Here is a 15,119-nt window from a genome sequence, read left to right on the forward strand (position 1 = left end):
TGCCACCCGCGCGGGCCGGCGCCCTCCCGCCACCACTTGTTGGAGATTCCGGAGAACCAGATGTCCTATGCGATTTACCCCAGCTTGAAAGAGAGAACCGTCGTCATCACCGGTGGCGGCGGAGGCATCGGCGCCGAAATGGTGGGCGCATTCGCCCGCCAGGGCGCGCGCGTCCATTTCATCGATGTCTCGCAGGACGACGCCAAGCAGGTGCAGGAAGCGCTCGCGGCCGAAGGGCTGCGTACTGACTTCCATCGATGCGACCTGCGCGACGTGGATGCCATCACCGCCACGTTCGCCAGCATCACCGATGCCAGCGGCCCCATCGGCGTGCTGGTCAACAATGCCGGCAACGACGACCGGCATCAGGTAGAGGCCGTCACCCCGGCCTACTGGGAGAACTGCCTTGCCGTGAACCTGCGCCACCAGTTCTTCTGCGCGCAGCTCGCCGCGGCCGGCATGCGTGCGGTGGGGAGGGGTGTCATCCTTAACATGGGGTCGGCGTCATGGCATGTCGCCGTGCCCACCCTCTCCGTCTACATGACCGCGAAGGCCGGCATCGAGGGGCTGACGCGGGGCCTGGCGCGCGACCTGGGCCGCGACGGCATCCGGGTCAACTGCATCGTTCCGGGCGCGGTGCGCACCCCGCGCCAGACGCGGCTCTGGCAGACGCCGGAGAGCGAGGCGCGGTTGCTGGAGAGCCAGTGCCTGCCCGCGCGCATCGAGCCGCAGGACGTGGCACGCATGGCGCTGTTCCTGGCGTCGGACGACGCAGCGCGCTGCTCAGGGCGCGAGTACTTTGTCGATGCGGGGTACTTCGGCCTATGAAGGACAACCATCCAGTCTGCCTGTGGCAGCTCGGCGCCGAGCTTGGCGAGGGCCCAGTCTGGCACGCCGCCGCGAACGCGGTCTACTTCGTCGATATCAAGCGCCGGCACATCCATCGCTTCTCTGCCGCGACGGGCGAAACACACACCTGGACCGTCGCCGGCCAGCCCGGCTTCCTCGCTCCGCTGACCGAGCGTGTCTTCCTGTGCGGCATGCAGGACGGCCTCTATCGCTTCGACACCGAAACGGGGCATTGCCACAGGCTGCTCGAGGTGGAACCTCAACTACCGGGCAACCGGATCAACGACGGCTTCGTCGACCCGCACGGCCGACTCTGGTTCGGCACCATGGATGACAGCGAAGCCAGCGCGAGCGGCTCGCTCTACCAGCTCGGCGACGACGGCCGGCTCCTGCTCCGCGACGGCGGCTATGTCATCACCAACGGGCCCGCCATGAGTCCGGATGCGCGCACGCTCTATCATGCCGACACGGTGCAGCGCCTGGTCTATGCCTTCGACGTGGGTCAGGATGGCGCACTGTCGGGCAGGCGGATCTTCGTCCGGCTCTCCGGCAAGGGCTATCCGGACGGGATGGCGGTCGACTCCGATGGCCATCTCTGGATCGCCGTCTTCGGTGGGGCGAGGATCGAACGGTGGTCGCCGCAGGGCGTGCTGGTCGATGTGGTCCGCTTTCCCTGTGACAACATCACCAAGCTGGCGTTCGGCGGCGACGACCTCCGCAGCGTCTATGTCACGACCGCGCGCAAGGGCCTCTCCTCCGAGGCACTGCGGGCGCAGCCGCTCGCCGGGGGACTGTTCTCGTTCCGCGCGCCGGTCGGCGGCCTGGCGCCGACGCCTTGCCGGACAGGGTTCTGACGGCGACAGGGCCGGGAACACGTTCTCATAATGATCCGTTACACTCGGTAACCCATGTTGCCGAGGCGTATCCCCCAAACCCCATGCCATCGCACAAGATGCAAGCAGGCAGGAGCGGAGATTCTAGGGGGTATGGTCATGAAGCGTTATCTGGCAGCCGGCATCGTCGCCGGCATCGCCCTTCTCGCGTCCAGCGGCGCGATGGCGCGCGTGGATGTGGGAATCGGCATCGGGATTCCCGGCGTGGTCGTGGCCGCGCCGCCGCCGGTCTACTATGAGCCGGAGCCGGTCTATGTCGCGCCGCAACCGGTCGTGGTCGCCCCGGGCTACTACGACGACTGGCGCGCTCGCGAGTGGCAACGGCGGCAATGGCGGGAACAGAAGTGGCGCGAGCACGAATGGCGCGAACGTCGGCGCGAATGGCACCGCTGGCATGAGGATGAAGACGACTGAACCTCAGGATCCAGAACGCCGCGCCAACTGGCGCGGCGCTGCGGTAGCCGGACCGGCACCGCAGCGGATCAGCGCGGCAGGCCTAGTGCCAGTCTGCTGATCCAGTGCAGCCACGTCGTCGCCTTGCGAAGGCATCTCCATTGAAGTAGTAGTACAGCCCGTAGCCGGCGTGGCAGCCCAAATGCGCCGGAACGGCCAGGCTGCAGCGGCAATGCAAGCGCCCCTGCACCCGGCGGGAGACCGCTTCTGCCGTCCTGCCGGAATGTGACGACTACCCTCGGCCCGCCTACAGCCCGCCTACATGTGGGCGTTGCAATCAATCTCGATCAGGAACTCGGGACGGGCCAGGGCGGCTACGATCACCGTCGTGCGTGCCGGCGGATCGTGCGGAAACACGCTGCGCCATACCTCGTTCATCACGGCGAAATCCGCCTGCTTCGTCAGGAATACCGTGCATTTGTCGATGTTCGCCGTCGTGGTCCCCGCGGCTTCGACTATCGCCCCGATTTTCCGCATGGCGGCCGTGGCCTGCGATCGGATATCGGGCCCCGCCTCCCCCCCGACCTGGCCGGAAACGTAAACGGTGGTTCCCGCCCTGACACCGGGAGAAAAGGGGGTGCTGCCCCGCGCCATACCCGACGGCTGCACGACCTCGCGTCCTGCATGCTGCCCAGGTATATCGGCGCAAGCGCTGAACATGCAGACTGCCGCACCGGCAAGAAGCGCCGCTGCCTTTGCGCCGAAGTGCTTCATGGTCTCGCTCCCTTGACCGCATAGACGGACGTTGCCGCCGCCGCTGCCGCTTGAGTCGCTCCGGTTGCAAGATCTGCAGGCGGAGACCGGGAGCCGATTCTCATCCCGGCAACGATTCCCGTATGTTGCCTTCGTCACGAATCTCCCTGTCTGGCAAGCGAAGCCTGGTTGGCATTCAGGCTCGCCGTGCGCCCCGGAGCACACACCTGGCGCCTGGCAACCCGGAAGGTGATCAAGGGCTCCCGAGGCGACCGGCGGCAGAGCAGCAAGTCGAAAATCCAGCATCCGGGCCGCGCGCATTGCCTGCCAGGCTGATCAAGCCGATTACGCAAGCCCTCTCATCAAGCAGACATGGCGTGGAATTGCGTCGCATACGACGCACTCATTCGCCGATCGCGCTCCGTACGACACCTCGAAAGTGATTCCGGTTGACCTTTCCATAAACGCAAATGATAATGCTTCGCATTTCTTCATTACAAAAAATTACAGGGAATGAGCCTAAATCACCACACCGTCCAGCGCGCCGTGCTGGCCGCGTTCGCCTGCCAGCCGATGCTTGCCGGCATCGCGCATGCCCAGGAGGCCGGCCAGGCCGCAACCGTCTCTAGCCTGCCGGAAGTCAGGGTCAAGGCCGACACCAGCAGCGAACTGGGCGAGGGCTACAATCCGCCGAAGACGGTCAGCGCCACCAAGAGCGAGGCGGCGCTGCGTGATGTGCCGCAAACGGTGAACGTCGTCACCGCCGAGGTCATGCGCGACCAGCACGCGAACTCGATCCAGGATGTGCTCAAGAACGTGCCGGGCGTGGGCTTCTCCACGGGTGACGGCCAGCGCGACCAGGTCACCATCCGCGGCTTCTCGGCCATCGCCGACCAGTTCGTCGACGGCATTCGCGACGATGCGCTGTACTTCCGTGACCTGTCCAACGTCGACCGCGTGGAAGTCATCAAGGGCCCGGCAGCCGTGCTGTACGGGCGCGGCTCGTCAGGCGGGCTGATCAACCGCGTAACCAAGAAGCCCGGCGTGGACGTGACCGACTTCGCCCTCAGCTACGGCATGTGGGCGGACCGGCGCGCCGAGGCCGACGTGGGGCGCGTGTTCGCCGACGGCGCCGCCGCCTTTCGCGCGACGGGCGCGGTGGAGAAGGCCAACAGCTACCGCTCGCAGCAGTTCCTGGACCGCAAGGCGATCGCGCCATCGCTGGAGCTGCGCGTGGCGCCCCAGACCACGGTGCTGCTGCAGGCCGACTACCTGGAAGACCGCCGCGTGACCGATTTCGGCATCCCGGCCTTCAAGGGCCGCCCGGTCGACGTGCCGGCCTCCACCTACTACGGTGCGGCCAATGCGCGCGACGTGGATTTCACGCAGACCCGCGTGTACTCCGGCACGGCGACCATCAACCACCGCTTCAACGACCAGTGGTCGATCCGCAACGCCACCCGCTACTACCACTACTCGCTCGACCGCAACAACACCTTGCCCGGCAGCGTCGATGAACTGCGCAAGACGGTCTCGCTGAACCGCTCCAACGTCTATCGCGAAGAGCACGGCTGGTTCAACCAGACCGACCTGACGCAGAAGGCCAGCGTCTTCGGCATGCAGCACGAGCTGCTGTACGGCATGGAGTTCGGCCAGCAGAACAAGGACCTGGTGAGCTTCTCGAAGAACAACATCGCCACGGTCGACCTGTTCAATCCGGTGCTGCCGACCCTGCCACTGGCTGTCGGGGGCGCGCCGGCGGCGAACAACCTCGGCATCTTCAAGACCTTGGCGTTCTACACCCAGGACATGATCACCTTCAGCGAGCAGTGGAAAGCGCTGGTCGGGCTGCGCTACGACCGCTTCGAGCAGGAGACGATCGACCGCCGTCCGAACCAGCCCGGCCTGTCGCGCACCGACAATGCCTGGAGCCCGCGCGCCGGCCTGGTGTGGCAGCCGGGCAAGGCACAGTCGTACTACGTGTCTTGGAGCCGCTCGTTCCAGCCCTCGGGCGAGACGTTCTCACTGGCAGCGAACAATGCCGAGCTGGCGCCGGAGACCACCAACAACACCGAGGTGGGTGCCAAGCACGACTGGCTCGATGGCAAGGCCAGCACCACCGTGTCGGTGTTCCGCCTGGAGCGTAGCAACGTCAAGGTGGCCAATGCCACCGGCACAGCGCTGATGCCGATCGGCGAGCAGCGCACCGACGGCGTGGAACTGACGGCCGCCGCCGAACTCGGCAGCGGCTGGCGGGTGCTGGCGGGCTATGCCTATCTGAACGCGGAAGTCACCAAGTCGACCGCGGCGTTCCAAGGCAAGCGCCCGACCCTGACCCCGCGCCACTCCGGCAACCTGTGGCTGACCAAGGCGCTGGGCCATGGCTTCGGCATCGGCGGCGGCCTGAACCTGGTTGGCGCGCGCATGGCGGACCCGGCCAACACGGTCACGCTCCCGGGCTACGTGACGGCCGACATGATGGCCTGGTACCGCCACGGCCCCTTCGAAGCCCAGCTGAACCTCTACAACCTCTTCAACCAGGGTTACATCGTCTCGGCGCACGGCTCCAACGCCAACCTGAACATGCCTGGCGCACCGCGCAGCGTGATGGCCACGATCCGCTACCGCATGTAGACCGCCGTAGACCACAGTTGACCGCGCGGGCCGGGAATCCGGCCCCGTCGCGGGGCTGAGCGGGCCCGGACGACCGCGCCCCGCTTCACCTACGCCGGCTCGCCAGCCACCGCCGTCTCGTGCAGGTGGCGCCAGGCGATGCATCCCGCGCCGTCGCGCTCGAACACCACGGTGGAGCGCCGCACGGTGCGGCTGCCGGCACCATCGACCTGGATCTCGCGGTAGCCCACGGCCGCGCCACCAGGCCAGGCAGCGATCTCCTGCAGCTCGTCGATCTCGATGCGCAGCCCCGGGCGCTTGCCGTGCCCCGACGAGAACAGCGCTTCGACGCCGGCGCGATCCAGTGCCGCGCCGGGCAGCGTGATCATCGAGAAACGCGGCAAGAAGCGCGCCAGCAACGCGGTGAGCCGCCCGGGCTCGGCGCGGCCGGACAGCCATTGCTCGATATCGACGTGTGCGTCGATGACTTCCTGGAAAAACGGATTCGAAAGGGTCATGGTGATTGCTTGCGTTCTCGGTCGAGGTCAATGGGAAGCAACACGCCCGGCGGCCGCGCGGGACGGCGCGCGCCGCACCACCAGCGGCAGCGGCAGCAGCGTCAGCAAGGCGCCGAGCAGTAAGCACTGGCGGTAGGCCAGCGGCGCCGCGCGAGCCGCATCGGCGGGCAGCAGGAAATTCAGCGCGCTGCCGAGCAGCGCCACGCCGACACAGAAACTCAGCTGGCGGTTGATATTCCACAGCGCGCTCGCGTCGCCCATGCGCGCGGCGGGCACGTCGAGGAAGGCGGCGCTTTGCGCGGTGCTCGTGCACAGGCTGGCACCGAAGCCCATCGCGGCGAAGGCGAGCACCCGGCCTGCGCCGTGCGCAGCAAGCGGCGTGGCAAGCAAGGCGATGCCCACGCAGTCGACCGCGATCCCGCAGGCGAACAAGGGCCTCGCGCCCCAGGCCGGAAAACCACGGCGCGCCGCCGCGATAGCGACGCAGGACGCGGCCGCCCAGGGCAGCATCAGCGCGCCGGTCTGCGTCGCGCTCAGGCCGAGCGCCTCCTGCAGGTAGAGCGCGGCGACCAGGTTCACGCCGGTGAAGACACCCGGCACGCACAGATAGATGACGATGCCCATGCGCAGCAGCGGCTGTGCGAGCAGGCCGAGGTCGATCAGCGGCGCGGCCACCCGGCGCGCGTGGCGCAGGTAGGCAATGCCGGCGATGAGCGCGAGCGCAAGCGGCGCGGCGGCAAGGTGGGCGCCACCGCGCTGGCCGGCCAGGGTCAGGCCGAGCAGCAGCGCGGCCAGCGCGAGAACACTCAGGCCGAGGCCAGGCCAGTCGAGCGCAGGCGGCGCGCCGGCCGCGGCATCGGCGGGCAGCCATGCCAGCGCGAGCGCGCCGGTGATCAAGGCAAGCGGCAGCATGCCGGCAAAGATCCAGCGCCACGAGGCGTGGTCCGCGGCCACCCCGCCCAGCGCGGGCGACAGCGCAGGCACGAGCAGCGCCACCATCATCACCACCGAGGTCAGCCGCGCGCGGGCTTCCGACGGATAAGCCCGATAGGCCATCGCCTGCCCGACCGGGATCAGCAGGCCGCCGCCCAGTCCCTGGACGAGCCGCCAGGCCAGCAGCGCGCCGATCGACGGTGCGGCCGCCGCGCCCGCACTGGCGGCGCCGAACAGCAGCAGCGACGCCAGCAGCACGCGCCGCTCGCCGAAGCGGCGCGCCAGCCAGGCGCCAAGCGGGATCACCACGGTCAGCCCCAGCATGTACGCATTGCCGATCCACGCGAGCTGCGCCACCGAGGCGGCCAGCTCGCGCTGCAGCGCCGGGTAGGCGGCGTTGATCACGAACATATTGGCCAGGTCGATGGCGAAGCCCAGCAGATAGACGGTGGCGATTCTCGAACGATCGGACATGGCAGCGGCGGGCAGGCGGGCAGGAACGAACGTCGTAGTGTAGAGTCCGGCATTCGCTGCAGTAAGCCCGATAATCTGGCTAGACTGGTCGAATATTTTTTCCAATCGAAGGGGACGGCGATGGTGAGCCTGGATCGTTTCGACGTATTCCGCGCGGTGGTCGAGGCGGGCTCGTTCACTGGCGCCGCGGCCGCGCTGGGCCAGGCGCGGGCGGCGGTCAGCTTCCATGTCAAGCAGCTCGAGGCCGAGCTGGGCGTGACCTTGCTGACGCGGACCACGCGGCGCGTCGAACTGACCGATGCGGGTGAGCGCTTCTACCAGCGCTGCCTGCGCGTGCTTGCCGAAGCCGAAGGGGCGATCGAGGAAGCGCGCGGCGAGCACGGCGGCATGCAGGGCACCCTGCGCGTGACGTCGACCGTCGAGTACGCGCTGATGGTCGTCGCCCCCGCGCTGGATGCATTCATGCAGGCACACCCGGGGCTGCGGGCGCGGCTGGAAACCCATACCGCGCAGGTCGACCTCGTGCGCGAGCGCTTCGACGTGGCGATCCGGCTGGGACGGCTCGAACAGTTCCAGGACCTGCCCTACCGCGGCGTCTGCCTCGACACCTACGAGGTCCGGCCAGTGGTGGCGCCCGCGCTGCTCGCGCGTGCCGGCATCGCGCGCATCGATTCGCCCGAGGCGCTGGCGCGCCTGCCGCAGCTCGGCCACAGCCGGCTGGAGCGGGTTGCGGCCTGGACGCTGCGGGACCGCGAGGGCCGCGAGCAGGTGTTCCGGCCTGCTGCCAAGCCCCGCCTGGTCGCGGACAATGCTTCGGTACTGCGCGCCCTGGCGCGCCAGGGCAGCGGCGTTGCGCTGCTGCCGGCATGGCTGGTGCGCGACGACCTGGCCAGCGGCGCGCTGGTCGACGCGCTGCCGCGCTACCGCTTCCCCGAGCAGGGCGTCTACGCGCTCTATTCGCCGACGCGGCACGTGCCGCAGAAGATCCGCGCCTGGGTGGACTTCATGAAGCGCTACGTCAGGCGGCGCACGGAGCGTGCGGGCGCGAGCCGCCTGCCGCAGGGGATCGACCAGGGAATCGACTAGTCCGCTGAATCACTGAAATGGGAGGTGAAGGACATGCCGTGCGGGATACAGCGCTAGGCGCAAAGCGCAGCAATAGCACGGCTATTGCGAGCATTTGCAACGACGCGATGTGCCCGCATGGCATGGCAGGCACCGACAGATTTCAGTGATTCAGTGGACGAGGCTCAGTCTCCCTTGAACCCCGACGCCTTGATGACCGGCCCCCACCGCCCCGCCACGCCGTTCACATAGCGCCCCACCTCTTCCGCCGAGGCGCCCGCCAGCAGGTCATAGCCGGTCCGCTCCAGCTTCTCGCGCACATCTCCCATCGCCAATGCCTTGCGCGTGGCCTGGTACCACTGCCCCACCGCTGCCTGCGGCGTGGCGCCCGGCACATAGAGCAGATAGCGCGACGACGCCACCAGGTTGGGAAACCCGGCTTCCGCGAAGGTCGGCACGCCGGGCAAGGCATCGGCGCGCTTGTCGCCGGCCACCGCCAACACGCGCAGCTTGCCGGCGCGGTGGTACTCGACGAAGGTGGTGGTCGCATCCATGCCGGCGGCAATCTGCTTGCCGAGGAGATCGGTGACGAGCGGGCCGCCGCCGCGATACGGCGCGATGGTGCTGCCGGTGTGCGCCTGCGCCACGAACTCCTCTGCCAGGAAGTGGAGCAGCGTGCCGACGGTGCTGATGCCGATGGAGTGGGCCTTGGGATTGGCCTTGGCGGCCTGGACGAAGTCCGCCAGGGTCTTGTAGGGCGACTCGGCGTTGACGGCCAGGCCGAACTGGACGCCGGCGACATCGGTGACGGCCTTGAAGTCGGTGGCGGGGTTGTAGCGCAGGTTGCTGTAGATCAGCGGGGCGATGACCATGGTGTCGACCGGCGTCAGCAGCACGGTGCTGCCATCGGCGGGGGCGTGCTTGAGCGCCTCGGCGGCGACGCGGGTGCCGGCGCCGGGGCGGTTGTCGACGATCACGGTGCGGCCGAGCGTGTCCTTCAATTTCTCGGCGAGCAGGCGGCCCATGAAGTCCGCCGGGCCGCCCGGCGGAAAGGGCACGATGATGCGCGACACCGCCTGGCCGAACACGGTGCGCGGCAGGATGCCGCCGGCGCAGAGCGCGGCGGTACCGGCCAGCCAGGCACGGCGCGTGATGCGGGCAGCGCCCGGCTTGTTACTGCTGTTCATGTCTCCTCCCTCTTTGTGGTCTCTTGCTGTGGCGGCCGGCGCTGGTCAGCGCGCCGTGAACAGCGTGAAGCGCGCGGCGTCTTCGATGACCTGCCCGGCCTGCAACAGCAGGTCTTCGCGGAAGCGCCATGCCATCAGTTGCACGCCCACGGGCACGCCGCCGCTCATGCCGGTGGGCACAGACAGCCCCGGCATGCCGAGCGCGGCGGTGGCCAGCAGCGGGCTCTGAGCATCGACCAGGGCGCGCGTTTCTTCCACGCTGCCGGTGTCCATGTCCTGCTTGACCGGGCGCTGCCAGGAAACGGGCATCAGCACCAGCGGATAGTCCTGCAGGAAGACCGCCCAGTTGCGCGCCAGCGTCTGGCGGCGCGCCAGGCCGTCGAGGAAGCCGTCGCGGTCGGTCTCGGCCATGCCGGCCATCATGTTGTGCAGGCTGCGGCGGATGCCTTCATCGCCGTGCGCGTGCACGCCGGCGACGACGTTGCGGCGCGCGTCGTCGGTGGTGAGCGTGCGCCACAGCGCGGCGGCTTCGAGGAAGTCCGGCAGCGCGGCCTCTTCCACGGCGTAGCCGGCCTGCTGCAGCCAGCGGGCGGCCTGGTCCAGCGCCGCGCTGACGGCGGGGTCAACGGGGATGCCAGGGCAGTGCTTGAACAGGGCCACGCGGATCGGCCCCGGAGGCTGCGGCAGTTCCAGCGGCACCGGCACCCAGTTGGGGTCGCGCGCATCCTGGCCGGCCATGGCGTGGAAGCCGAGGCGGACATCGGCCACGCTGCGCGCCAGCGGCCCCTGCACCGACATCAGCTGCGGCGTGATGCTGCGCTCGGCGGTGGCGCTGGGGTTGTAGGCCGGCACGCGGCCCACGGTGGGGCGCAGGCCGACCACGCCGCAGGCATAGGCGGGATAGCGGATGGAGCCGCCGATATCGTTGCCGTGTGCGAGCGCGCCCATGCCGGTGGCGACGGCGGCCGCGGCGCCGCCGCTGGAGCCTCCCGGGGTGATGGCGGCATCCCAGGGATTGAGCGTGCGGCCGTGCAGGCCGTTGTCGGTGAACCAGCGCCAGGAGTAGGTGGGCGTGTTGCTGCGCCCGACGATGATGGCGCCGGCCTGGCGCCACTGCGTCACCAGCGGCGCATCTTCATGCGCAATGTGGTCACGCAGCGGGATCACGCCGTTGCTGCTGGCGTGGCCGGCCTGGTCCACGTTGATCTTGATGGTGACGGGCACGCCGTGCAGCGGCCCCAGCGCGGCGCCGCTGGCGCGGGCGCGGTCGGCGGCATCGGCGGCGGCGAGGGCTTCGTCGGCCAGCACTTCGGTGAGCGCGTTGATGCGCGGGTTGCAGTCATGGATATGGTCGAGCACGCTGGCGGTGACCTCGCGGCAGGACACATCGCCCCGGCGCACGGCCGCGGCGATCTCGCCGGCGCTCAGGGACCACAGGGCAGCTTGGTTAGGCATGGTTGGGACTCCACAAGTTGAGGCAAAAGCGATCCCCGCCGCCCTCGTCGGTCAACGTTGGGGCGGTTCTGCGGCAGGCATCGGGGGACGGTCCGGCGGGCGGTTGCCCGCGCGGTGAAACGGGTGGCTCAGTCGCCGGGTTCGGGCTGCATCAGCAGGCTCCCGCGGTCCACGCGCGACTCGGCTTCCAGCGCCAGCGCCTCGGCGCATTCCATGTGCTGGCGCATCAGCTCACGCGCGCGCCCGGCGTCGCGTGCGCGGAAGGCGTCCATCAGCTCCGTGTGGCTGTGCACGATGTCTTCGTCGAAACGGGCGAAGTCATCCTGCGCATGGCGCACGATGATGACGCGGCGGATGATGTCGTTCAGCAAGCGGCAGAACAGCGCCAGCATGGGGCTGTCGCAGGCGTCGGCGAGGCGGTCATGGAAGAGCAGGTCCGCCTCGCGGCGCGCGTTCCAGTCGGCGCTGCCGCCGTGGGCCGGATGGCTCAAGCCGATCAGCGCTTCCAGGTCGGCCAGGTCCGCATCGGTCAGGCGCGTGGCCACGTTGGCGGCCAGCTCGGGCTCCACGGCGCGGCGCAAGGCGTAAAGCGTCCTGATGTCGATGGGCTGGAAATAGAGGTAGTTGGACACCACGTCCAAACAGCGCTCATAGCTGGGCGGCGTGAGGGTGGCGCCGCCGTTGGGCCCGGTGCTGACGGAGACCAGGCCCTGCACCTGCAGCGCCGCCAGCGCCTCGCGCACGGTGCCGCGCGACACGCCCAACTGCTCGATCAGCGCGGCCTCCTGCGGCAGCTTGTCGCCAGCCTGCTGCTGCGTCTTGACGATCCAGCGCTTGATGCCGGCCACCACCTGGTCCGAGCGCTTGACTCTCTTGCTGGCGGGCAGCCGGGGCTTGAGGGAAGTGGGCATCGCTTGCTGGGCTATTTATGATGATAAATAGAATAAATAGCACCAGGCGCTCGGCGAACCTATCCGGGAGTTCCCGGATTGGCGGGTGGAAAGTCGTCAATCCCGATGAAGCGGTGCGAAAGCTTCCATCACCTCCTCGTATGTTGCAGCGCAGCACACGTTACGAATCGTAACCCTTTGAGACGGCTCCGGGCCCGGCAATTTGCTACCCTCGGGGACATCACATCATTCTCCCCGTCCCGCATGCTCGCGCCGCCTTCCCTGTTCCTCCTGTCGCTGCCGCTCCTGTTCGCCGCCTCCGCCGCTTGCGCCGATTCCTGGAAAGACGGCTACGGCGGCAGGTACAAGCGCGGGTCCTACAAGGAAACCTACTGGGACGGCCCTTGCAAGATCGAACGCAAGTGGAAAAGCAACGGTGAGTACAAGGAGAAGCGCAAGTGCAAGGGCGGCTACGCCACCATGCCGCCTGCCGTCATGTACCAGCCCGCCCCTGCGCTTGTGATCAGCCCGCAGGTTGTCATCCATCCCTAGTCCACTGGCGGCGACGCCCGTCGCCCCTACCAGCGATGCTGGTACATCGCCGTCAGCGTGATGCCGGCGGCCGGCAGGTGGCTGGTGTTGTTGCTGTTGCGCAGCAGCTGGCTGTAGAGCGGGTAGTAGTCGCGGTTGAGCAGGTTCTGCACGCCCACCGTCACGGTGTCTTTCTTGCTCACCTGGTAGCTACTGATCAGGTCGAGGGTGGTGTAGCTGCTGACCTCGCGCCGGCCGAAGCTGTCCACGCCGTTCAGGCGGTAATCGTAGCCGGCGAAGAAGATGGCCTGCAGCCGATTGTTCCACTTGGGCACGGGGCGGTACTGCAGATAGCCGGTCAGCTTCAGCGGCGGAATGCGGTAGCCGCTCATCTGCTGACTGCTGCCGCCCTGCGGCGTCTCGCGCCCGCTCATCCAGGTGATCGTACCGCCGGCGCCCCACTGCTCGTCGTCGGACAGGTAGTCGGCGGCAGTTTCCACGCCGAAGATGCGCTCGGCGGTACGGGTCAGGATCAGGCCGTTGTTGAAGCTCTGCACGTCGCCCAGGTCGGAGGTGGTGTAGAAGACCGCCATCGAGGCCAGCGTGTTGCCGAAGGCGCCGCGCCAGCCGAGTTCGTAGTTGTTGGTCTTCACGGGCTGCAGGTCGGACGAACCGATATTGAAACCGGCGCGCGCATTGCGCACCTGCAGTCCGATGTCCGGCAGGCTGAAGCCCTGGCTGAAGGCGGCATAGAACTCGTGTCCCTTGACCGGCTTGTAGGCGACGCCGATATTGCCGAGCACCGCGCTGTAGTCCACCGAGCCACCGCTGACTGTAGCGGGATTGGCCAGTTTGGATTGCGACAAGGGCACGAAGTCGTCGAAGCTGGCGCGCGCGTACTGGTAGCGCAGGCCGCCTTCGGCCGACCATTGTTCGTTGAACTTGTGCTGCAGCTGGGCGAAGCCGCCCAGGCTGCGCGTGGTGATCGGCGGCATGTAGGTGAGCGTGCCGATCTTGTTGAAGACGCGGCCGCCGCTGGCGTCGTATGCCTTTGGATCGAAGATATCGATCGGCATGTCGCTGCGCTCCTGCTCAAAGTCCATGCCCCACACAAGGCGCGTGCGCTTGTCGCTGCCCAAGGGCGTCTTGATGGTCAGGCGGCTGCCGAAGACCTGCGAGTTCTGCATGGCCTGGTCGATGTTGCCGCCGCGCGTGGCCACGGCGCGTGCATCGAAGGGCGTGAAGCGGCTGTAGTAGTCGCGGTAGTAGAACTGCGCCGAGAGCGTGCTGCCCAGCAGGTCGCGGTGTTCGTACTCCAGGTTGACCAGGGTGTTGCGGATCTGGTTCTGGTCGGCCAACTGCAATCCGCCGATGGCGCGTGCCGGCACGCTGCCGGCCGGCAGCCTGGCGACGCTGGGATCGGAGGCGAAGCTGGTGTCCTGCTTGGCATTGAAATGGCTGACCGCGATCTGCACGCGCTGGTCCGGCGCGAAACGCAGCCCGAGCTTGCCGCCGATGTTGTAGTTGTCGGACTGGAACAGGTCGCCCTGGCTGGGCTCGGGCGCGATGCGCCGGCTGCGCGCGTCGTAGCTGCTGCCGATCCGGCGCGCGCCCACGTCGAGCGCGTAGTCGACGATGCCTTCGCTGCCGGAGAAATGCTGCTGCACATTGGCGCTCAGGCCGTCGGCGTGCAGGCGCGTCAGCGGCGAACTCAGCGACACCGTGGTGTCCGCCTGCGGCGGGCCGCCCGCGGGCCGCGTGGTGATGGACACGATGCCGCCGGTGGCGCCGCTGCCGTAGATGGCGCTGCTGCCGCGCAGCACCTCGACGCGCTCCACGAGCGCCGGGTCGATATTGGCCAGGTTGCGCGCCGAATCGCGGTTGGTATTCAGCGGGATGCCGTCGAGCAGCACCAGCATGCCGCGCCCGCGCAGCGTCTGGCCGAAGTCGGTCACGGTATGGCTGGAGTCGGCCATGCCCGGGACCACCTTTGCCAGCACCGTGGCCAGGCTGTCCGAGCCGGTCTTCAGTTCCTCCAACTCGGCGCGCTCGATCACGGTGACCTGCCGGGTGGGGCGCACCAGGTCGCTGGACGTGCGCGACGCGGTCACCTCCACCGGCGCGAGCATTGTGGCCGGATCGAAGCCCGGCCCCGTGGCCGCTGCGGCCACGGTGGCGCCGGCAGCGGTGCCGGCCTGCGGCGCGGGTTGCAGCACGAAGCCCTGCCCGCCGCTGCGCTGGTACTGGATGCCGCTGCCCTTGAGCAGCGCGTCCAGGGCCGCCTCGGAGGACATCCTGCCGCGCACGGCAGGCGCCTGCTTGCCGGCCACCAGGGCCGGCGGGAAGAAGAGCTGCAGCGAGGTCTGGCGGCCGAGCTGTGCCAGCGCGTCGGCGAGCGGCTGGGCGCGGATATCGATGGCTACGGGTGCGGCAGTGGCGCTCTGGGCCGCTGCGGGCGCCGCGGCGGCGCCGACCAGGGCGGCGGCCACGGTCGCCAGGACCACCCGGCGCCACGGCGCGGCGGGCAGGCCGCGGGCGGCGAGGGGTTGGGAAGGCTGGTGCGGT

The 15,119-nt window shown here is 68.5% G+C and carries 13 protein-coding genes; 6 read left to right on the forward strand and 7 right to left on the reverse strand.

The annotated features are described in order from the left end of the window. Positions 1-60 precede the first annotated feature (60 nt). The 3 genes from AC1Z3O_RS33575 to AC1Z3O_RS33585 all read left to right on the forward strand — a co-directional run bounded on the left by AC1Z3O_RS33575 (position 61) and on the right by AC1Z3O_RS33585 (position 2,156). Complete coding sequence (locus tag AC1Z3O_RS33575; RefSeq protein ID WP_483521419.1) at positions 61-828, forward strand: SDR family NAD(P)-dependent oxidoreductase; 768 nt, start codon at positions 61-63, stop codon at positions 826-828. Continuing rightward, positions 825-1,703 (forward strand): SMP-30/gluconolactonase/LRE family protein, encoded by an 879-nt coding sequence (locus tag AC1Z3O_RS33580; RefSeq protein ID WP_483521421.1) that lies wholly within the window; start codon positions 825-827, stop codon positions 1,701-1,703. Before AC1Z3O_RS33575 ends, AC1Z3O_RS33580 begins: the two co-directional genes overlap by 4 nt. 138 nt (positions 1,704-1,841) lie before the next feature. After that, positions 1,842-2,156, forward strand: coding sequence for a hypothetical protein (locus tag AC1Z3O_RS33585; RefSeq protein ID WP_483521423.1), 315 nt, complete (start codon positions 1,842-1,844; stop codon positions 2,154-2,156). 297 nt (positions 2,157-2,453) lie between these two features. Here AC1Z3O_RS33585 and AC1Z3O_RS33590 read toward each other — a convergent pair whose 3' ends face one another. Further along, complete coding sequence (locus AC1Z3O_RS33590; RefSeq protein WP_483521425.1) at positions 2,454-2,909, reverse strand: RidA family protein; 456 nt, start codon at positions 2,907-2,909, stop codon at positions 2,454-2,456. A gap of 492 nt (positions 2,910-3,401) precedes the next feature. Here AC1Z3O_RS33590 and AC1Z3O_RS33595 point away from each other — a divergent pair, with 492 nt between their 5' ends. After that, positions 3,402-5,522, forward strand: a complete 2,121-nt coding sequence (locus AC1Z3O_RS33595) for a TonB-dependent receptor (protein ID WP_483521427.1) — start codon at positions 3,402-3,404, stop codon at positions 5,520-5,522. Between the two features lie 89 nt (positions 5,523-5,611). Here AC1Z3O_RS33595 and AC1Z3O_RS33600 read toward each other — a convergent pair whose 3' ends face one another. Together AC1Z3O_RS33600 and AC1Z3O_RS33605 are read right to left on the reverse strand one after the other, a co-directional pair. Next, positions 5,612-6,019 carry a DUF4440 domain-containing protein gene (locus tag AC1Z3O_RS33600; RefSeq protein ID WP_483521429.1) on the reverse strand — a complete coding sequence of 136 codons (408 nt, stop codon included), beginning with the start codon at positions 6,017-6,019 and terminating at the stop codon, positions 5,612-5,614. 27 nt (positions 6,020-6,046) lie between these two features. After that, positions 6,047-7,426, reverse strand: coding sequence for an MFS transporter (locus AC1Z3O_RS33605; RefSeq protein WP_483521431.1), 1,380 nt, complete (start codon positions 7,424-7,426; stop codon positions 6,047-6,049). A 120-nt stretch (positions 7,427-7,546) separates the two neighbouring features. Here AC1Z3O_RS33605 and AC1Z3O_RS33610 point away from each other — a divergent pair, with 120 nt between their 5' ends. Further along, positions 7,547-8,512 (forward strand): LysR family transcriptional regulator, encoded by a 966-nt coding sequence (locus tag AC1Z3O_RS33610; protein WP_483521433.1) that lies wholly within the window; start codon positions 7,547-7,549, stop codon positions 8,510-8,512. A gap of 164 nt (positions 8,513-8,676) precedes the next feature. On the opposite strand, the gene AC1Z3O_RS33615 is transcribed toward AC1Z3O_RS33610, so the two are convergent. From AC1Z3O_RS33615 to AC1Z3O_RS33625, 3 genes are all read right to left on the reverse strand, one after another. Next, a complete protein-coding gene (locus tag AC1Z3O_RS33615; protein ID WP_483521435.1) occupies positions 8,677-9,678 on the reverse strand; it encodes a Bug family tripartite tricarboxylate transporter substrate binding protein in 1,002 nt (333 codons plus the stop codon). Positions 9,679-9,723: 45 nt separating this feature from the next. After that, the gene (locus AC1Z3O_RS33620; RefSeq protein WP_483521437.1) at positions 9,724-11,133 is read right to left on the reverse strand and encodes an amidase family protein; all 1,410 of its coding nucleotides are present in this window, start codon (positions 11,131-11,133) and stop codon (positions 9,724-9,726) included. A 128-nt stretch (positions 11,134-11,261) separates the two neighbouring features. After that, positions 11,262-12,044 (reverse strand): FadR/GntR family transcriptional regulator, encoded by a 783-nt coding sequence (locus tag AC1Z3O_RS33625; protein WP_483521438.1) that lies wholly within the window; start codon positions 12,042-12,044, stop codon positions 11,262-11,264. 243 nt (positions 12,045-12,287) lie between these two features. On the opposite strand from AC1Z3O_RS33625, the gene AC1Z3O_RS33630 reads away from it, so the two are divergent. After that, entirely contained in the window at positions 12,288-12,575 is a 288-nt protein-coding gene (locus AC1Z3O_RS33630) for a hypothetical protein (protein WP_483521440.1), read from the forward strand. A 26-nt stretch (positions 12,576-12,601) separates the two neighbouring features. Here the strand turns inward: AC1Z3O_RS33630 and AC1Z3O_RS33635 are convergent, their stop codons facing one another. Beyond that, positions 12,602-15,058, reverse strand: coding sequence for a TonB-dependent receptor (locus AC1Z3O_RS33635; RefSeq protein ID WP_483522130.1), 2,457 nt, complete (start codon positions 15,056-15,058; stop codon positions 12,602-12,604). Positions 15,059-15,119 lie beyond the last annotated feature (61 nt).

The sequence above is a fragment of the Cupriavidus sp. 09_S30 genome, from assembly GCF_056930435.1.

Bases quoted from the DNA above. Each gene is read 5' to 3' on its own strand.
- AC1Z3O_RS33575 (WP_483521419.1), top strand. From the start codon at position 61: ATGTCCTATGCGATTTACCCCAGCTTGAAAGAGAGAACCGTCGTCATC.
- AC1Z3O_RS33580 (WP_483521421.1), top strand. From the start codon at position 825: ATGAAGGACAACCATCCAGTCTGCCTGTGGCAGCTCGGCGCCGAGCTT.
- AC1Z3O_RS33585 (WP_483521423.1), top strand. From the start codon at position 1,842: ATGAAGCGTTATCTGGCAGCCGGCATCGTCGCCGGCATCGCCCTTCTC.
- AC1Z3O_RS33590 (WP_483521425.1), bottom strand. From the start codon at position 2,909: ATGAAGCACTTCGGCGCAAAGGCAGCGGCGCTTCTTGCCGGTGCGGCA.
- AC1Z3O_RS33595 (WP_483521427.1), top strand. From the start codon at position 3,402: ATGAGCCTAAATCACCACACCGTCCAGCGCGCCGTGCTGGCCGCGTTC.
- AC1Z3O_RS33600 (WP_483521429.1), bottom strand. From the start codon at position 6,019: ATGACCCTTTCGAATCCGTTTTTCCAGGAAGTCATCGACGCACACGTC.
- AC1Z3O_RS33605 (WP_483521431.1), bottom strand. From the start codon at position 7,426: ATGTCCGATCGTTCGAGAATCGCCACCGTCTATCTGCTGGGCTTCGCC.
- AC1Z3O_RS33610 (WP_483521433.1), top strand. From the start codon at position 7,547: ATGGTGAGCCTGGATCGTTTCGACGTATTCCGCGCGGTGGTCGAGGCG.
- AC1Z3O_RS33615 (WP_483521435.1), bottom strand. From the start codon at position 9,678: ATGAACAGCAGTAACAAGCCGGGCGCTGCCCGCATCACGCGCCGTGCC.
- AC1Z3O_RS33620 (WP_483521437.1), bottom strand. From the start codon at position 11,133: ATGCCTAACCAAGCTGCCCTGTGGTCCCTGAGCGCCGGCGAGATCGCC.
- AC1Z3O_RS33625 (WP_483521438.1), bottom strand. From the start codon at position 12,044: ATGCCCACTTCCCTCAAGCCCCGGCTGCCCGCCAGCAAGAGAGTCAAG.
- AC1Z3O_RS33630 (WP_483521440.1), top strand. From the start codon at position 12,288: ATGCTCGCGCCGCCTTCCCTGTTCCTCCTGTCGCTGCCGCTCCTGTTC.